Annotated in this window: 13 protein-coding genes; 5 read left to right on the plus strand and 8 right to left on the minus strand. The window is 60.7% G+C overall.

Features of this window, described 5'->3' with window-relative positions:
• Window positions 1-153: 153 nt before the first annotated feature.
• A complete protein-coding gene (locus tag ABWV79_RS04260; protein ID WP_170354986.1) occupies window positions 154-1230 on the minus strand; it encodes a T6SS phospholipase effector Tle1-like catalytic domain-containing protein in 1077 nt (358 codons plus the stop codon).
• On the minus strand, window positions 1208-3499 hold the full coding sequence (locus ABWV79_RS04265) for a xanthine dehydrogenase family protein molybdopterin-binding subunit (protein ID WP_353390576.1): 2292 nt from the start codon (window positions 3497-3499) through the stop codon (window positions 1208-1210). Before ABWV79_RS04265 ends, ABWV79_RS04260 begins: the two co-directional genes overlap by 23 nt.
• 116 nt (window positions 3500-3615) lie before the next feature.
• On the opposite strand from ABWV79_RS04265, the gene ABWV79_RS04270 reads away from it, so the two are divergent.
• The 4 genes from ABWV79_RS04270 (at window position 3616) to ABWV79_RS04285 (ending at window position 9231) form a co-directional block, all read left to right on the plus strand.
• On the plus strand, window positions 3616-4347 hold the full coding sequence (locus ABWV79_RS04270; protein WP_353390577.1) for a dienelactone hydrolase family protein: 732 nt from the start codon (window positions 3616-3618) through the stop codon (window positions 4345-4347).
• A gap of 78 nt (window positions 4348-4425) precedes the next feature.
• Window positions 4426-7578 carry a valine--tRNA ligase gene (locus ABWV79_RS04275; RefSeq protein WP_353390578.1) on the plus strand — a complete coding sequence of 1051 codons (3153 nt, stop codon included), beginning with the start codon at window positions 4426-4428 and terminating at the stop codon, window positions 7576-7578.
• Window positions 7579-7681: 103 nt separating this feature from the next.
• A complete protein-coding gene (locus ABWV79_RS04280; protein ID WP_353390579.1) occupies window positions 7682-8866 on the plus strand; it encodes a benzoate/H(+) symporter BenE family transporter in 1185 nt (394 codons plus the stop codon).
• 32 nt (window positions 8867-8898) lie between these two features.
• Complete coding sequence (locus ABWV79_RS04285) at window positions 8899-9231, plus strand: DnaJ family domain-containing protein (protein ID WP_353390580.1); 333 nt, start codon at window positions 8899-8901, stop codon at window positions 9229-9231.
• On the opposite strand, the gene ABWV79_RS04290 is transcribed toward ABWV79_RS04285, so the two are convergent.
• Both ABWV79_RS04290 and ABWV79_RS04295 read right to left on the minus strand, forming a co-directional pair.
• Entirely contained in the window at window positions 9232-10014 is a 783-nt protein-coding gene (locus tag ABWV79_RS04290; protein WP_353390581.1) for a crotonase/enoyl-CoA hydratase family protein, read from the minus strand.
• 58 nt (window positions 10015-10072) lie between these two features.
• Window positions 10073-11149, minus strand: coding sequence for an SMP-30/gluconolactonase/LRE family protein (locus ABWV79_RS04295; RefSeq protein ID WP_353390582.1), 1077 nt, complete (start codon window positions 11147-11149; stop codon window positions 10073-10075).
• 93 nt (window positions 11150-11242) lie between these two features.
• Here ABWV79_RS04295 and ABWV79_RS04300 point away from each other — a divergent pair, with 93 nt between their 5' ends.
• Window positions 11243-12346, plus strand: coding sequence for a pyridoxal phosphate-dependent aminotransferase (locus ABWV79_RS04300; RefSeq protein ID WP_353390583.1), 1104 nt, complete (start codon window positions 11243-11245; stop codon window positions 12344-12346).
• Between the two features lie 89 nt (window positions 12347-12435).
• On the opposite strand, the gene ABWV79_RS04305 is transcribed toward ABWV79_RS04300, so the two are convergent.
• The 4 genes from ABWV79_RS04305 to zwf are packed head-to-tail and all read right to left on the minus strand — an operon-like array spanning window position 12436 to window position 17567.
• Window positions 12436-13626: a pyridoxal-phosphate-dependent aminotransferase family protein gene (locus tag ABWV79_RS04305; RefSeq protein WP_353390585.1), complete on the minus strand. Its 1191-nt coding sequence runs from the start codon at window positions 13624-13626 to the stop codon at window positions 12436-12438.
• 51 nt (window positions 13627-13677) lie between these two features.
• Window positions 13678-14310 (minus strand): bifunctional 4-hydroxy-2-oxoglutarate aldolase/2-dehydro-3-deoxy-phosphogluconate aldolase, encoded by a 633-nt coding sequence (gene eda / locus ABWV79_RS04310; protein WP_353390586.1) that lies wholly within the window; start codon window positions 14308-14310, stop codon window positions 13678-13680.
• A gap of 3 nt (window positions 14311-14313) precedes the next feature.
• A complete protein-coding gene (gene edd / locus ABWV79_RS04315) occupies window positions 14314-16119 on the minus strand; it encodes a phosphogluconate dehydratase (protein WP_353390587.1) in 1806 nt (601 codons plus the stop codon).
• Between the two features lie 2 nt (window positions 16120-16121).
• Window positions 16122-17567: a glucose-6-phosphate dehydrogenase gene (gene zwf / locus ABWV79_RS04320; protein WP_353390588.1), complete on the minus strand. Its 1446-nt coding sequence runs from the start codon at window positions 17565-17567 to the stop codon at window positions 16122-16124.
• Between the last annotated feature and the right edge of the window lie 84 nt (window positions 17568-17651).

Genomic DNA, 17651 nt, shown 5'->3' on the forward strand with positions numbered 1-17651 from the left:
CGTAAACATGAAATCTCCACTGCCCAGCTTAAGTGCCAAGCGTATAGTTAGGGTATCAGTACAGTAGCTTACGAGCAAGGCGAAGTAAGATTGGGATAAACCCCGACATTGAGGTTCCGGTAATCTTAGAGGCACTGGCCCAACTTCAAACTTTCACTGCGCCGGATGTGACGGCAAATCCGGAATCGGCACCCACCCCGGCAGATCATCCGGCGAGACCGAGACATGCAGTCGCTCGGACCGGTCGCGCCCCACTTTTCGGTACTTACGCAGCAGGAAAATCTTGCCCCAGCCGCGCCATGTGCCCACCGACCGCGCCGATGTATCGGTCGGGAACCGCTCGCGCCACCCGTCAGGTAGAGGCAGGCCGTGCATCTCGGCCTTGTCCAGCATCCAGATCAGGGAAATGTTGCTGAGCGGACGGGCCTCTTCGAACCCGTTCAACTGGCCGCCGACGTCCCCGTGCGTACCGCGGAACCAGACCTGCTCTACATGACCCTTGAAATCGGGGGTACATTTCCACAAAACCGGTTCGAACACCTCGCGGGTCTCATCCAGCGCCATGGCGTGATAGCCGTGGCGGGTGGCGGGGCCGAGCTGATGGTTGTGGAAGGAGTGGCGTTCTTCGGCCCAGCGCCACAACAGCGGCAGGCGCAGGCCCAGCGCTTTAACCGTGTCCCAGACACCAACCATTTCTATCGCCACATCCTCGTGGCAGAAGGCTTGCCGGAATTCAGCCGCCGCTTTGCCGTTGGCGTTGCATTCATAGTGGCGATAGGCCTGTTTGATGTTCCGCTCGGTCGCGTGTTCGGCCTTGAGCAACCCGATCAAATCGATCACCCCGGCAAGGCTGCGCACGCCGTATGCCCCGCGCGAATAGCCGATGAAATAAATCCGGTCGCCTGGTTTGTAGCGCGATGCCAGATAGCCATAAGCACGCCTGATCTGGCGGTTGATCCCCCGCCCCATCATCACGTCCAGCGAGGACTTCCAGCTTTCCCACTGCACCCCGGATTCGTAAAAGACAGAAACCTTGCTGCCCATTTCACAACACAGGCGCAAGGTCTGGCCTGCGTGGGTCTCATACCCCGGTTCCAGCGTCGACATGGTCCCGTCGAGGATAATCACATGGCTGATCGGTTCACGGTGGCGCGATTCGGCTGAGTGTTCGGACCGCAGAGGCCGTCCGAGCCATCCCAGTACCTTTCTACTCAGCCGCGACAGATCCATGCGTCAGCAACTCCCATACTCTTTGAGGTGTGAAAGGCATATCCGCCTGTCGCACCCCGTGATCCCAGAGCGCATCCTGAACCGCATTTGCCACTGCGGCCAGCGCGCCCACGGTGCCTGCCTCACCGCATCCCTTCATACCCATCGGGTTTGAAGTTGACGGAACCGGCGCCGAGGTAAACTTAATCATGGGTATCTCGGCGGCGCGCGGCAAGGCATAGTCCATCAACGAAGCCGTGAGCAGTTGCCCCTGCGCATCATGCACAACACGCTCGGTCAGCGCCTGTCCGATCCCCTGGACCACACCACCATGTACTTGCCCTTCGGCCAGCATCGGGTTGATAAGGTTACCAAAATCATCGACCACTGTATAGCGGTCGACCCAGGTTTCTCCGGTGTAAGAATCAATGACGATTTCGGCAACATGTGCGCCATTGGGATAGCTGCGCGCATCCAGGTTGGCGCGCGCGTGATGTTGCAGCAGATCAGTGCGGCCATCGGCGCGGGCCATATCCGCGGCCTCGGTCAGGGTGGGCGTCAGGTTCGACCCCGGCGCGCGAAAGGTTTCGTGATCGAATGTCACATCGCTTTCCTCCACCCCCATCTTATCGGCCAGATAGGGCGTGAATGCGGCGATCATGACGTCGATTGTCGCCAGTGTGGCCGTGCTTTGCACCGTAACGGACCGAGACCCACCAGTACCGCCACCATGAGGAAGTTGATCGCTGTCGCCCTGCACCACATTAATCCGGTCCGCCGGAATCCCGGTCTGATCTGACAGGAAATGGGCATAAACCGTCTCATGCCCCTGCCCGTTCGATTGGGTGCCGACATAGAGGTTCACGGTGCCACCCTCGCAGAACTCCACTTTCGCGTTTTCGGAAGGATCACCCAAAATACTTTCGATATAGTAACACAGCCCCTGCCCCCGGATCAGGCCGCGTTCGGCATCGGCTGCTTTGCGGGCAGCAAACCCCTCAGTCTGTTCGCCCGCGCGGGACAGGATCATATTGAAGTCGCCCACATCGTAGGTCTCGCCCGTGGCAGAAGTGTAGGGAAACGCCTCGGGGCGGATGAAATTCTTGCGGCGCAGCTCCCACGGGTCCACGCCCAATTCGCGCGCGGCGCGGTCCATGACGCGCTCCAGCACATAAATCGCCTCGGGGCGGCCCGCACCGCGATAGGCATCGACCTGTGTGGTGTTGGTAAAGAACCCTTCAACCCGCAGATAGGTCGTCTGGACGTCGTAAACGCCCATCAAAACCTTGCTAAACAGGCTTGTCTGAATCGCCTGCCCGAAATGGCTGTTATAGGCCCCCAGATTGATCTTGCTGTGAACGCTATAGGCCGTGATCCGGTGATCGGCATCAAACGCCAGTTCGGCCAGCGAGGTCAGGTCGCGGCCATGATGGTCAGACAGCATCGCCTCGGACCGGTCGGAAATCCAGTGCACGGGTTTTCCCAGCTTCTTCGCCGCAACGGCCGTGCAGAAATATTCCGGGTAGGGCATCACCTTCATACCAAAGCCGCCACCCACATCCGGAGTGGTGACGCGGATGTCTTCAGGCTCGACCCGCAGCTTTTGCGCCAGTTGAGCGCGCATGGCCCAAACCCCCTGTCCGCCATAGGCAAAATGCAGGCGACCATCGACCCAGTTGGCCTGACAGCCGCGCGGCTCGATCGAGGCAATGATGACCCGATTATCCACCACATTGAGCGATACAGTATGCGCCGCAGCCTGAAACGCGGCCTTGGTCGCGGCCTCGTTGCCCAGACCCCAGTCAAAGGCGCGATTATCCGGCGCTTCGGGGTGCAAGGTCTCTCCACCCGCGTCCACGTCCAGCTTGGCGGGGCGTTCGTCAATCTCGACCAAGACCAGTTCGGCGGCGTCACGGGCCTGGGCTTGATTGTCAGCAATGACCACCGCGATCGGTTCGCCAACAAAGCGCACGCGGTCGGTCGACAGCATGTGACGCGCAGGCGCTGCTGCGGGCGAGCCGTCCCGGTTCTTGACCGTCGTCGCGTTGATCACGGTGTCAATCCCGGCCTCTTTCAGATCCTCCAGCGTCATCACCAGCCGAACCCCATCAGCAGCGCGCGCCGCGTCCAGATCAAGCGCCGTGATCACTCCATTTGCCACCTGCGAGCGGACAAACACGGCGCGCAGGGCACCATCTGGCACGACATCGTCCATGTAGTGCCCCTGCCCGGTCAGAAACCTCTGATCCTCGGTCCGTTTGACGGGCTGGCTTCTGCCGAATTTTTCCATGGGGCGACCCTCCTGCGCGGTTCCGAAGGCGACCCTAGCCCGCGTGTGGGCGATGTCCAGAAAAAGACAGGGGTTTGGACTTTAAGTTCTGCGGGATTCCGATAGCCTCAGACCCCATGACCTGGACACATGATACCGTTTTCCCTTTCTCTGCCGCGATGACGAGCGGCAAGACCGCAACCCATGACGTTTATGCCGGGGGCGAAGGCCCACCCATCCTGATCCTGCAGGAATTGCCCGGGATTGGGCCGGAAACGCTGGATGTGGCCAAACGCCTGAACGGGGCGGGGTTTCGTGTCTACCTGCCGCATATGTTCGGCACCTATGGCAAAGTCACAATGGGCCGCAACATGGCTCGCTTGTTTTGCGTCCGGCGCGAGTTCAACATGTTCCTCAAAGGTCGCCAAAGCCCAATCGCAGGCTGGATGCGGTCGCTGGCGGCCGAAATCAAGTCCCGCGACAACGCAGCAGGCGTGGGTGTCATCGGTATGTGCCTGACCGGAAGCTTTGCCCTGACCCTGATGGCCGAGGATGCGGTTGTGGGCGGCGTTGCCAGTCAGCCCGCCCTGCCGATCTTTGGCGGCGATGAACTGCACATGAGCCCCGATGACATCGCACAAGCCCGCGGGGGCATGGCTGCCAAAGGCCCTGGGCTTGCGATGCGTTATGCGGATGACAAGCTGGCCCCGAAACGTCTGATGTGTGCTCTGCAAGACGCCTTTGGTGACGACCTTGAAACGCAGGAATATGAGGGCAAGGATCACTCTCTGCTGACGCTGGATTTCCACGAACCGGCCTATCAGAGGGTGCAGGACTACTTCCACGCCCGTTTTGCACAGGCCGGATAGCACACGCACCCTTCCCCTTCCCGCCTCCATTCGCTATTGCAATCGCTGACCCGAGATTGATGACGCAGGACGCACCCCATGGCGATGGAAAAGACATTCAACGCGGCCGAGGCCGAGGCCCGCATCTACGAGGCCTGGGAACAGGCCGGAGCCTTCAAGGCAGGCGCGAACCGCTCGCGCGACGAAAGCTTTACCATCATGATCCCGCCGCCCAACGTGACGGGCGCTTTGCACGTGGGCCACGCGTTCAACAACGCCCTGCAAGACATCCTGACCCGCTGGCACCGGATGCGCGGGTTCGACACGCTGTGGCAGCCTGGTCAGGACCACGCCGGCATCGCCACGCAGATGCAGGTGGAAAAGATGCTGGCCGCCACCCAGCAACCCGGTCGCCGCGAACTGGGGCGCGAGGCGTTTCTCGACAAGGTCTGGGAATGGAAGGGCGAATACGGCGGCACGATCATCGAACAGCTGAAGCGTCTGGGCTCCTCCTGCGACTGGTCGCGCAACGCCTTCACCATGGCGGGCGCACCGCGTGATCCGCGTACCGGCCACGAAAATTCTGCGAACTTTCACGACGCGGTCATCAAGGTTTTCGTCGATATGTACGAAAAGGGCCTGATCTATCGCGGCAAGCGGTTGGTCAACTGGGACCCGCATTTCGAGACTGCGATCTCGGATTTGGAAGTCGAGAACATCGAAACGCCCGGCCACATGTGGCACTTCAAATACCCGCTGGCCGGGGGTGAGACCTATACCTATGTCGAAAAGGACGAGGATGGGAACGTCGTGCTGGAGGAAGACCGCGACTATATCTCGATCGCCACGACCCGCCCCGAAACCATGCTGGGAGACGGCGCGGTTGCGGTTCATCCGTCGGATGAGCGTTACGCCCCAATCATCGGGAAACTCTGCGAAATCCCGGTTGGCCCGAAAGAACATCGCCGCCAGATTCCGATCATCACCGATGAGTATCCCGATCCCGATTTCGGCTCGGGCGCGGTGAAGATCACCGGCGCGCATGACTTCAACGACAACATGGTCGCCAAGCGCGGCGGCATTCCGATGTACCGCCTGATGGACACCAAAGGCGCGATGCGGGCCGATGGCGCGCCTTATGCCGATGAGGCCGACAAGGCACAGGAATACGCGCGTGGTCGCGAATTCACCGAGAACGAGATCGACGCGATCAACCTGATCCCCGATCACCTGCGCGGCCTCGATCGGTTCGAAGCGCGTGCGAAAGTCGTTGAGGAAATCACCGCCGACGGTCTGGCCGTCATGACCCGCGCCGATGATCCGCGTCTGGGCACCAAGCTGGGCGAGGATGACGACCCGGCGGCGCTGGTCCCGCTGGTCGAAAGCAAACCGATCATGCAGCCCTTCGGCGATCGTTCGAAGGTGGTGATTGAGCCGATGTTTACCGACCAATGGTTTGTGGATGCCGAAAAGGTCGTCGGCCCTGCGCTGGATGCAGTCAAGAACGGTACGGTCAAGATCATCCCGGAGTCGGGCGAGAAGACCTATTACCACTGGCTGGAAAACATCGAGCCCTGGTGCATCTCGCGTCAGCTGTGGTGGGGCCATCAGATTCCGGTTTGGTATGGGCTCGATCTGTCGGCCAAGAACTTCAAGGATGACGAAAACGACGGCAACCTTGATCTGGTCGAATTGGGCCGTTTGCTGAACGAAGGCGGCATGCTGCATCGTGGCAATGTCATGGAATGTGCCGCAAGCCTTGAAGCCGTCACTGAAAAATTCCTCGACGATAACGCTGACATTCCTAGCCCTTTGAGCCACGCGACGGTCATCGAAGTCGCAGACAAGCATGAAGCGATCCATCAGTTCGCTGAAAGCCTTGCCCATTACGCGGTCGAACAAGACCCGACCAAGTTGGTCTATCCGGTGTGGCGCGACCCCGACGTCCTCGACACGTGGTTCTCCTCCGGCCTCTGGCCCATCGGCACGCTGGGCTGGCCCGAGCAGACCGAGGAACTAGAGCGTTACTTCCCCACCGACGTTCTGATCACAGGCGCGGATATCCTGTTTTTCTGGGTCGCCCGTATGATGATGATGCAACTGGCCGTGGTGAACGAAATCCCGTTTCACACCGTCTACCTGCACTCGCTCGTCCGCGACGAGAAGGGCAAAAAGATGTCCAAGACCACCGGCAACGTCATCGACCCGCTAGAGATCGTGGACGAATTCGGCGCCGACGCGCTGCGCTTCACCAACGCCTCGATGGCGGCCATCGGCGGCGTCCTGAAACTGTCCCGCGACCGCATCACCGGCTATCGCAACTTCGGCACCAAGCTGTGGAACGCCGTCCGCTTTGCCGAGATGAACGAGGTCTTCACCGACGCCGTCCCGCAACTGGACGTGGCCGACCTGAAACCCAAAGCCGCCGTGAACCGCTGGATCATCGGCGAAACCGCCCGCGTGCGGGCCGAGGTTGACGCGGCACTGGAAAGCTACCGCTTCAACGACGCCGCGAACGGGCTTTATGCTTTTGTCTGGGGCAAGGTCTGCGACTGGTATGTGGAGCTGTCGAAACCTCTGCTGCAAGGCGACGATGCCGAGGCTCAGGCCGAGACCCGCGCCACCATGCGCTGGGTGCTGGATCAGTGCATGGTCCTGCTGCACCCGATCATGCCCTTCATCACCGAGGAACTCTGGGGACTGACTGGCAACCGCGCGAAAATGGTCGTCCACGCCGACTGGCCGACGTATGGCACCGAACTGGTCGACGCCGATGCGGATCGTGAGATGAACTGGGTGATCTCGGTGATCGAAAACACCCGCTCGGCCCGCGCGCAGATGCGGGTTCCGGCGGGGCTTTATGTGCCGATGCTGGTGACAGAGATCGACGCCCATGGCCAAGCCGCATGGGACCGCAACGAGGCGTTGATCAAGCGTCTGGCCCGGATCGATAGCCTGACCAAGGCCGATGAACTGCCAAAAGGCACCATCTCAATCGCCGCCCCCGGCGCGTCCTTCGGTCTGCCGCTGGCCGATATCATCGACATCGGCGCTGAAAAGGAACGGCTGGAGAAAGCCAAGGGTAAACTGGCCAAGGAGTTGGGCGGCCTGCGCGGGCGTCTGAACAATCCCAAATTCGTGGCCTCAGCCCCGGAAGAGGTGGTTGAGGAAGCCAAAGCCAACCTAGCCGCCCGCGAGGAAGAAGAGGCCAAGCTGAACGAGGCGCTGGCCCGTCTGGCCGAGATCGCCTGATCTTTAGGTAAATACGCCTAAGCAGACCCCGCCCCTGTGGCGGGGTTTTCTTTTGCCATCAAAGGGCTTGCCGCGTGGTTCAAAGGCTTGTTAGCTCTGGCACATGACACCGCCCCAGGCCCAGATGACACGCGCAGCCCCTCCGCTCCAGACCGTCTCGACTGGGTTGGTCGTCGCGATTGTCGGCTTTTTCAGCTCGTTCCCAATCGTGTTGCAAGGGCTAGCCGCGATGGGGGCATCGGCGGCGCAATCCGCGTCCGGTTTGATGATGGCCGCGATTGCGATGGGGCTGACGGCGATCGGGTTAAGCCTGTGGTATCGGCAGCCGATCAGCGTAGCCTGGTCAACACCGGGCGCTGCGCTGCTGGCCGTATCCGCCATGCCCGCCGCCGGGTTTGCCGAGGCCACGGGGGCCTTTCTGTGTGCAGGTGCGTTGACGGTACTGGCTGGGCTTTGGAGACCCTTGGGCCGGCTCGCCGCCGCGATCCCCACAACACTGGCGCAGGCGATGCTGGGCGGCGTGTTGCTGCCGTTGTGTATCGTCCCATTCAAAGCTGCTGTCGAGTTGCCCTGGCAGGCGCTGCCCGTGATCCTGACATGGTTCATCGCCGGTCGGATCAACCGCCTGTTTGCCGTGCCCGCAGCTGTGGTGGCCGCAGCGATCATGGTCATCTTGAACGCGGGTGAGGCATCGGTAGCGCCAGCGCAATGGGTGTCGGCCCCGGTGTGGACGATGCCCACAGTCTCGTTGGCCTCGGTCATCGGAATCGGCGTCCCGCTTTTCATCGTCACTATGGCCACTCAGAACATCCCCGGTATCGCGGTGATGCGCAGCTTTGGCTATGACCCCGCATCCGGTCGGTTGTTTTCGTCCGTTGGCGCGTCCAGCATCCTGTCGGCGCCGTTTGGCGCTCCGGCCACCTGTCTGGCTGCGATCACCGCTGCAATGTGTTCGAACGAGGACAGTCACCCCGACCCGACCCAACGCTATTGGTCGGCAGTGATGGCGGGCGTGTTCTATTGCATCTTCGGCGTGTTCGCTGTGGCCATAACCGGCTTTGCTTTACACGCTGATCCGCTGCTGATGGGCACCCTGACCGGAATTGCGCTGATCGGAGTGCTGGCCAACGCCACCGCCGCCGCACTGGAGGTTCCGACCGAGCGCGAGGCCGCTATTCTGACCTTTGCGATCACGGCCTCGGGTATCTCGGTCTTTGGTCTGGGGGCAGCGGTTTGGGGCTTGCTGGCCGGGGGGCTCGCCTATCTGGTGTCGAACCGCATCCGCTAGCGCTTAGCCTTACTCTGACTTATAATCAGCCCATGTTTGGGTCGTTTGGAAAACTCATTGAACGCCAGATCAGGAAGGCGCAAGCCGAAGGGCAATTGAAGGGCCTTGAAGGGGAAGGCAAACCTCTGCCTGATCGTTCGTCCAATGCGCAGTGCGATCCAGCCATCGCAGCTGGTCACAGGATTATGGCACAGGCGGGTGTTCTGCCCCAAGAGTTTGCGATCAAGAAAGACCTCGATACCGCCCGCAAGGACTATGCCAAGCTGACCGATCCGAATGCCCGCAAGCGGGCGATGGCGCGCATCGCAGATCTGGAAATGCGCTATAACATGGCCCGCGATGCGCGACGCACCTTCATGCGGTGATCACTTGAAGACCGGCTTGCGGCCTTGCATCTGGGCTGCGATGACCTCCATCTGCTCGGGCTTGCCGATCAACTCCACCTGTTCTGAGGATTCGGCCAAAAGCACCTCGGCACGTGGTTGAGTTTCGGCCAAGTCGATCAGGCGCTTTGCGGCGCGCACGGCTGAGGGGCTTTGCCCGGCGATGTTTTCAGCCAGCGCAATCGCTTCGGTCAGCGGGTCATCTGAAAGCTTGGTTACCAGTCCCCATTCCTCCGCCTGCGCCGCGCCGATGGGTCGCGCAGTATAGGTCAGTAGGCGCAGCACATCTGTACGCACCAGTTTGGGCAGCAACACCATCCCCCCCATGTCGGGAATAATGCCCCATTTCATCTCCATCACCGCCAGTTTGGTGTCGGGATGGGCAATCCGAATATCTGCGCCCAGCGCGATCTGCAAACCACCACCATAGGCCACGCCCTGGACCGCACAGATCACCGGCATAGGCAAACGCCGCCAGATCAAAGCGAGTTCCTGCATCTCATTCGCGTCTTCATGGCTGCGTGTCATCAACCATTCTGACGGATCCATATGCGCCATCTTGGCAAAACTTGCCATGTCCAACCCGGCGCAAAAGCTTTTGCCTTCACCCGACAGGACTACCGCCCTCGCGTCCGAGGCGGCCACTTCCTGACCCGCGTTCAGGATGGCTTTGATCATCGCATCATCCAACGCGTTCATCTTGTCGCCGCGTATCAGCGTGACGTGGGCGATATGATCTTTGTATTCGACGGATACGCGTGACATGCGGGCCTCTCAAAACAGGTTTGCACAACAATGCCCCGAAGGATCGTCAAGTTCCAGATCAACGTGGGGGCAGCTCTGACGCAGACATCCGACCAAACCACGGCGAATCCAGCGTCATGACATAAAAATCCTCCCCCACGACCCGGCCACCGGTCGTGATACCCAGCCGTCCGCCCGGATCTTGCAGGTTCTGAAGGATGTTTCCTTCGCCGTCGAACTGAATCAGCATTCCCCTGTGAATCGGTGCCGGCCTTACCATTGGCCCAAGTCGCCAGATCACCTTGCGCAGAAATGGATAAGGCATAAGCGCCTCGGTTGGCACGCGCGGACTGGCGAACGCCATCCAGTAGGTCCCGTCGCCCTGCGCCTCGATATTGTCCGGATAGCCCGGCAGGTTATCCAACAGAACCTCGCGCTGGCCGGATTTCGGACCCTGTAGCCACAGCTTGTGGACGCGCGCGCGACCGGTTTCGGCGATCAGCAGAAAGTCTTCGTCCGGGGAGAGGGCGACCCCGTTGGTATAGACAAACCCCTCAGCCACTTTCTCGGTGCTGCCGTCAGGATTGCGTCGGGCCACATAGCCTGTATCCGACTGCTCCCAGATGGTCAGTACCGAGGTTGGCTTGGTGCCGCCCATTGTCTCGGGGTCGAACCGATCAGAAGAATTCGAGAAATAGACCGTGCCGTCCTGCGCCACATCCAGCTGATTGGCATAAATCACCGGCGCACCCGCAATATCGAAAACCAGCGTTTCCAGCGTACCGGGGCCGGTCCAGCGCATCAGACCACGGAAACTGTCGGCAATGTAAAGCGCCCCATCCGGTCCGGCCTTCAGCCCCAGCGGGCGACCGCCAAGATCATCCACTTTTTCAGGCGTGTTTCCATCAATGCGGTACAGCGCACCGGACAACGCAGTCGTGTAGATCGCCCCATCTGCCGTGATTGCAAGGTCTTCAGGGCCTTCTGCATCTTCGGGCAGGTTGATCAGCTCCAGCTTGTCCAGCGCGTTATTTTCCGCGAATTCGCCGGAAAATTCCGGGGCTTTTGGGGGCTCCCATGCAACGGGATCAACATCAACCGGCCAGAATACCAGATAGGCAAGCCCGATCAGAATCAGGCCGAATACGATGCGCATGAATGTTCCTCCCGCTGCCTTGCAAGCAGACTGCGCGGCGACGGTTTGGAACACAAGCTTGCCTGAAGGGTGACCTTACGTTTATCTGCCCACATGACCCAACCTCGATACACACCTCTTGCCCTGTCTTTGCCTGCCACAGTGCCGTTCGTCGGCCCCGAAACGCAGGAGCGGCAGCAGGGCGCACCATTTGTGGCCCGATTGGGTGCGAATGAAAGCGTTTTCGGCCCCTCACCACGGGCGATCGAAGCGATGGCCGACACTGGCATCTGGATGTATGGCGATCCCGAGAACTATGATTTGCGGAACGCCTTGGCCGACCATCACGGCGTCGCGCCTGAGAATATCGTCGTGGGCGAAGGAATTGACGGTCTTCTTGGATATCTTGTGCGCTTGTTCGTTGGTCGCGGCGATGCGGTGGTGACCTCGGACGGGGCGTATCCGACTTTTAACTATCACGTGGCCGGGTTCGGAGGGATCCTTCACAAGGTACCCTATCGTGGTGACCATGAAGACCTTGACGCGTTGTTTGCAAAGGCGGCAGAGGTTGACGCCAAGTTGGTTTACTTGGCCAATCCAGACAACCCGATGGGCAGTTGGCACATGGGCGCAGACATCGTTTCTGCAATGGAGAAACTGCCCACAGGATGTTTATTGGTGCTGGATGAAGCCTATGTAGAATGCGCGCCAGAAGGTACTGCTGCGCCGATTGATGCCGGTGATCCTAGGGCGATCCGAATGCGCACGTTTTCCAAAGTCTATGGCATGGCGGGTGCACGGGTGGGATATGCGATTGCTGCGCCCGGTTTAATTTCGGCGTTCAACAAGGTTCGCAACCATTTCGGGATGAATCGCGCGGCGCAAGCCGGTGCGCTGGCGGCACTGCAAGATGCCGAATGGTTGGAGCAAGTTCAGGCGAAGATCACCTATGCGCGCGATCGGATTGGACAGATCGCGCGGGACAATGGGTTGGAAGCCCTGCCCTCGGCCACGAATTTCGTGGCAATCGATTGTGGCCGGGATGGGGCTTTTGCCAAGGCTGTGCTGGAGGCACTGGTCGCTCGGGGTATTTTTGTTCGGATGCCATTTGTGGCGCCCCAGAACCGTTGCATTCGGGTCAGCTGTGGCGCGGTTTCTGATCTGGATTTGTTTGCAGCCGCGCTGCCAGAGGCATTGGCCGCAGCGCGGGGCGGCTGATCGCATAGGGGGGCTGTCTGCCCCCCATCGCGCCGATGCGCGATTCCCCCCGAAGATATTTTTGGCCAGATGAAGAGCGGACCCCCTGTTCACGCGGCCAAGATCGCGGTAGCGGCCTCCAGCGCGCCTGTGCCGCGAGGTATGTTGAGGGCTGCCATGGCCGTTTCCATCCCGCCAAGCATCGCCATCACCATTTGGCCATTTACGTGACCCATATGGCCAAGGCGGAAACAGCCGTCCCAATCCTCCATCCCCAACCCGATTCCAAGGGTGAGGCCAAGTTGGGTTTCGGTGAAGCGGCGTAGCGGGGTTCCCTGCCCGTCGGTCAGGCGCAGCGCGGTGACGGCATGGCTGCGGTCGGTACGGTCGGCGACGTTGAGGTGGAGGGCTCCACCATCGGCCCATGTCTCGCAGGCCGCCCAAATAGCTGTGGCGAGACGTTCGTGGCGGGCCCAGACATGTTCGATCCCTTCGGCGTGGATCAGGTCGAGTGCAGCCCTCAGCCCATACAAATGATGCGTCGGCGCGGTGCCATTGAAATACTGGTAGAACAGTTCGGGCTGCGTGCGGGGTATCCAGTCCCAATATTGTGAAACGCGGGGCATTGTGGCGCGTTTGGCAGCGGCTTTTTCATTGAAATAGACAAAACCGATGCCAGCCGGGGTCATCAGCCCTTTTTGGCAGGCGGTGACCATGACATCGACGCCCCAGGCGTCCATCTCGAACCGGTCGCAGCCTAGCGAGGCGATGCAATCTGCCATCAGCAGCGCCGGGTGGGTCAGGTCATCCAAAAGGGCCCGCAGAGCCGGGATATCATTGCGGATCGAACTGGACGTATCCACATGCACCGCCAGTACGGCCTTGATCTCATGCGCTTTGTCGGCGCGGAGGGCCTCGGCAATCAGGTCGAAGTCCCACCCCGAGGATGTACCGAAATTGATTACCTGCGCCGTGGCCCCGATCCCTTCGGCCATTTCTGCCCAACCATAGGTGAACCGACCCGACGCAGGGGCCAGCACCGTTTCGCCGGGGGCGATCACGTTGGACAAGGCTGCCTCCCACGTGCCGTGACCGTTGGCGATGTAAATCGCCACATGGTGGTCGGTTCGGGCCACACGTTTAAGGTCGGCGGTCAGGGCGGGCATCATCTCGATCAGTTCGCCATCATAGATATTGGGCGAAGGCCGATGCATTGCTTGCAACACTGCGTCGGGCATTACTGAGGGGCCAGGAATGGCCAGATACTCGCGCCCCTGCGCGAGAGAGATGTGGTTTGTCATGGGGTCAACCTGTCTGAATTGACGCCCAATTTAGTGACGTCCGGCGCGGCGTCAATCCATCAGCTGCGACGCTTCACGTGCAAGTTTTTCGATGCCGGTCCAGTCGCCATCCATGACCATTTGTTTGGGCGCGACCCAGCTACCGCCTGCGCAGGCAACATTCGACAAGGACAGGTAGTCGCGTGCATTTGACGGAGACACGCCACCTGTTGGGCAGAATGTGATTTGCGGAAGGGGCGCGCCAATAGCCTTAAGCGCCGGGGCGCCCCCGGACGCTTCGGCCGGGAAGAATTTAAGCATGTCGTAGCCCTGTTCCAGCAGACGCATCGCCTCGGACGCAGTGGCAGCACCGGGGAGTAACGGCAAGCCCTCGGCCTCACACGCTGCGATCAAGGCATCGGTTGCGCCCGGTGAGACACCGAATTGAGCACCTGCCTCTTTCGCGGCGCGGACGTCTTCGGGGGTGATCAGCGTGCCTGCGCCGACCACACCGCCCGACACCTGCGCCATGGCGCGGATCGCACTGAGCGCCGAGGGGGTGCGCAATGTGACCTCCAGCGCGGGGAGGCCGCCTGCGACAAGCGCCTCGGCCAGAGGCCGTGCTTGAGCAGCGTCATCGACGACCAGAACCGGCACGATCGGGGCCAGTGCGCAAATCTCGCGGGTGCGTTGGGTTTTGGACATGTTTTACACTCCGAAAATGCTGGCGCCAGTGTCAGCGGACCCGACATTCTGGCGGAAGGCTCCGAACAGGTCGCGCCCGACGCCGTGCTGATTGGCGCTGAGGTCGGCGGTGGCGGGCGGGCGGTCCAACACGCCGGTCGTCAGAATTTCCAAATCGCCTTTTACCGCATCAACGCGCAGGATATCGCCGTCTTGCAGGCAGGCGATGGGGCCACCGTCCAGCGCCTCGGGAACCACATGGATCGCAGCGGGGACCTTGCCGGATGCGCCCGACATGCGACCATCTGTGACAAGCGCGACCTTGTGGCCTCGGCCCTGCAGGATCGACAGCATGGGCGTCAGAGAATGCAACTCAGGCATTCCGTTGGCCTTTGGCCCTTGAAAGCGGACGACTACGATGACATCGCCAGTGAACTCTCCAGCCTTGAACGCGGCTTTCACCTCGTCTTGGTCGTGGAACACGCGGACCGGTGCCTCGACCACCTGATGTTCGGGGGCCACGGCCGAGACTTTCATGACGCCCGTTCCCAGATTGCCCGTCAGGCGTGACAGGCCACCGGTGGGTTGGAACGGGTCGCTGGCCGGACGGAGAATTTTTTCGTTCAGACTTTGGCCCGCGCCTTCTTCCCAGACCAACTCGCCATCTTTCAGCTTGGGTTCTTTGGTGTAATTGTGCAGCCCCTGCCCTGCGACCGTCAGCGTATCGGGGTGCAGCAGGCCGTCCTCCAACAAAGTGCCGATGCAATAGCCAAGCCCGCCTGCGGCGTGGAAATGGTTCACATCAGCCAAACCGTTGGGATAGACCCGCGCGACCAAAGGCACCACGGCGGAAATGTCAGAGAAATCCTGCCAGTCCAGCACGATCCCGCCCGCGCGGGCCATGGCGATCAGGTGGATCAGCAGGTTGGTAGAACCCCCTGTGGCCATCAGGCCGACAATCCCGTTCACAAAAGCGCGTTCGTCGAGGATCTGGCACACGGGCGTATAGTGATTGCCCAGCGCGCTGAGAGACAGGGCGCGGCGCGCGCCTTCCTCGGTCAGGGCATCGCGCAGGGGTGTGTTGGGATTGACGAAGCTGGAGCCCGGCAGGTGCAGGCCCATGAATTCCATCAGCATCTGATTGGTGTTTGCGGTGCCATAAAAGGTGCAGGTGCCGGGGCCGTGATAGGCGGCCATTTCGGCTTTCATCAGTTCGTCGCGGCCGACTTCTCCGGTCGCGAATTTTTGGCGAACCTTGGCCTTTTCATCATTCGGCAGACCGCTGGTCATGGGACCTGCGGGCAGGAAAACAGCGGGAAGATGGCCAAACGCCTGCGCCCCGATGATCAGGCCGGGGACGATCTTGTCGCAGACGCCCAGGAAAACAGCAGCGTCATAGGTGTTGTGGCTGAGTGCCACGCCGGTGGCCAGCGCAATCACATCGCGCGAGAACAGCGACAGCTCCATCCCCGCCTCACCCTGCGTGACGCCATCGCACATGGCGGGAACGCCGCCCGCGACCTGCGCCGTACCACCCGCTGCGCGGATCGCATCGCGGATCAGGGCCGGGTAACGCTCGAACGGCTGGTGGGCCGAGAGCATGTCATTGTAAGCGGTGACGATTCCTAGATTGCCCGCTCTTCCGGTGGCCATTGATTGTTGGTCTTCGCCCGCACCCGCGTAGGCGTGGGCTTGACCACTACAGGACAGGTGCGCTCGGGCCGGGCCTTTGGACTTGGCCTGTTCCATCCGTTCCAAGTGAGAGCCGCGCAGATCGGCGCTGCGGTCAATGATACGTTGGGTGACGTCGGTGATTACAGAATGAACCATGTTTATCCTCCGATCTGACGCCAACGGCGCCCGTCGCGATGCATTAGCATCAAGGCTTCTTCGGGTCCGGAACTGCCCTGATCGTAGCGTGCAGGCCGGTCGCCGCGGTCCTCCCAACCCTGAATAATGGGATCAACCCAAGCCCAGGCGGCCTCGGCCTCGTCCCCACGCATGAACAGGGTCTGGTCGCCGCGAATGACGTCCATGACAAGCCGTTCATAGGCGTCCTGCGCCCGTGCATCCGCGCCCAGCGCCTCGGCAAAGCTCATGTCCAGCGCCACGTCGGACAGACGGAACCCACCCGGACCTGGGTCTTTGATCGTGGTGCGCAGGGTGATGCCTTCGTCCGGTTGCAGACGGATCACCAGCACGTTGCCGTGCAGAGGGCCAACATTCGGGAAAATCGTATGCGGCGGGTCGCGAAAGAACACCGCAATCTCGGATTCGCGCGCGCGCAGGCGTTTGCCCGTGCGCAGGTAAAACGGCACGCCGGCCCAGCGCCAGTTGCCGATATGAACCTTCAACGCGATATAGCTTTCGGTGCGGCTGGCCGGATCGCCCACATGATCGACATAGCCGTTTTTACCATCCGAGGCGCGGTACTGACCGCGGGCGATGTCTTTGGACTCGACCGGTTCCAGCGCCTCGATCACCTTGACCTTTTCGTCGCGCACCGCGTTGGGCGCGAATTTCGAGGGTGGCTCCATCGCGGTAAGACACAACAACTGAACCAGATGATTCTGGACCATGTCCCGCATTGCACCAGACTGATCGTAATAGGCCCCCCGCCCCTCGACCCCCACGGTTTCGGCCACGGTGATCTGGACGTGGTCGACATGGGTGGCATTCCACAGCGGCTCGAACAGGGAATTGGCGAAACGCAAAGCCATCAGGTTCTGCACGGTTTCCTTGCCCAGATAGTGATCGATCCGATAAATCTGATGCTCTTCAAAGCAAGCCCGCAACCCTTCGTTCAGCGCCTTGGCCGAGGCCAGATCATGCCCAAACGGCTTCTCGACCACGATACGGCTGTCCGGCGTCGCAAGTCCGTGATCGTTCAAGCGTTGCGCAATCCCGGAAAACAGGCTGGGCCCGACGGACAGGTAGAACGCGCGCACCACATCGGGGCGCAAGGTCTTGGCCAGATCCGACCACCCCGCATCACCCAACGCGTCCACCGGCACATATTCGACCTGTGCCAAAAATCGATCCAGGACATCCTTTTTGAACCCGGGTGCGAATTCCTGCATCGACGCCCGAAGCTGCTCGCGGAACCCGTCACTGTCCATGTCAGACCGCGCTGTACCAATCACCCGTGCATCAGGCGGCATCTGGCCAACCTCGAATCGATGATAAAGTCCGGGCAGAATCTTGCGCTGCGCCAAATCCCCGGTCGCGCCAAAAAGCACCAGATCAAAGGGGTTAACGGGAATAACACGTGAAACCATCGACGGCCTCCTTCAGATTCAATGGCATCGCCAGACATGTTATCGCTAACATTTTCCGAGGAACTAGTCAAAACCAGCGTTAAA

It is taken from the genome of Ruegeria sp. HU-ET01832 (assembly GCF_040371315.1).
GTDB lineage: Bacteria > Pseudomonadota > Alphaproteobacteria > Rhodobacterales > Rhodobacteraceae > Ruegeria > Ruegeria lacuscaerulensis_A.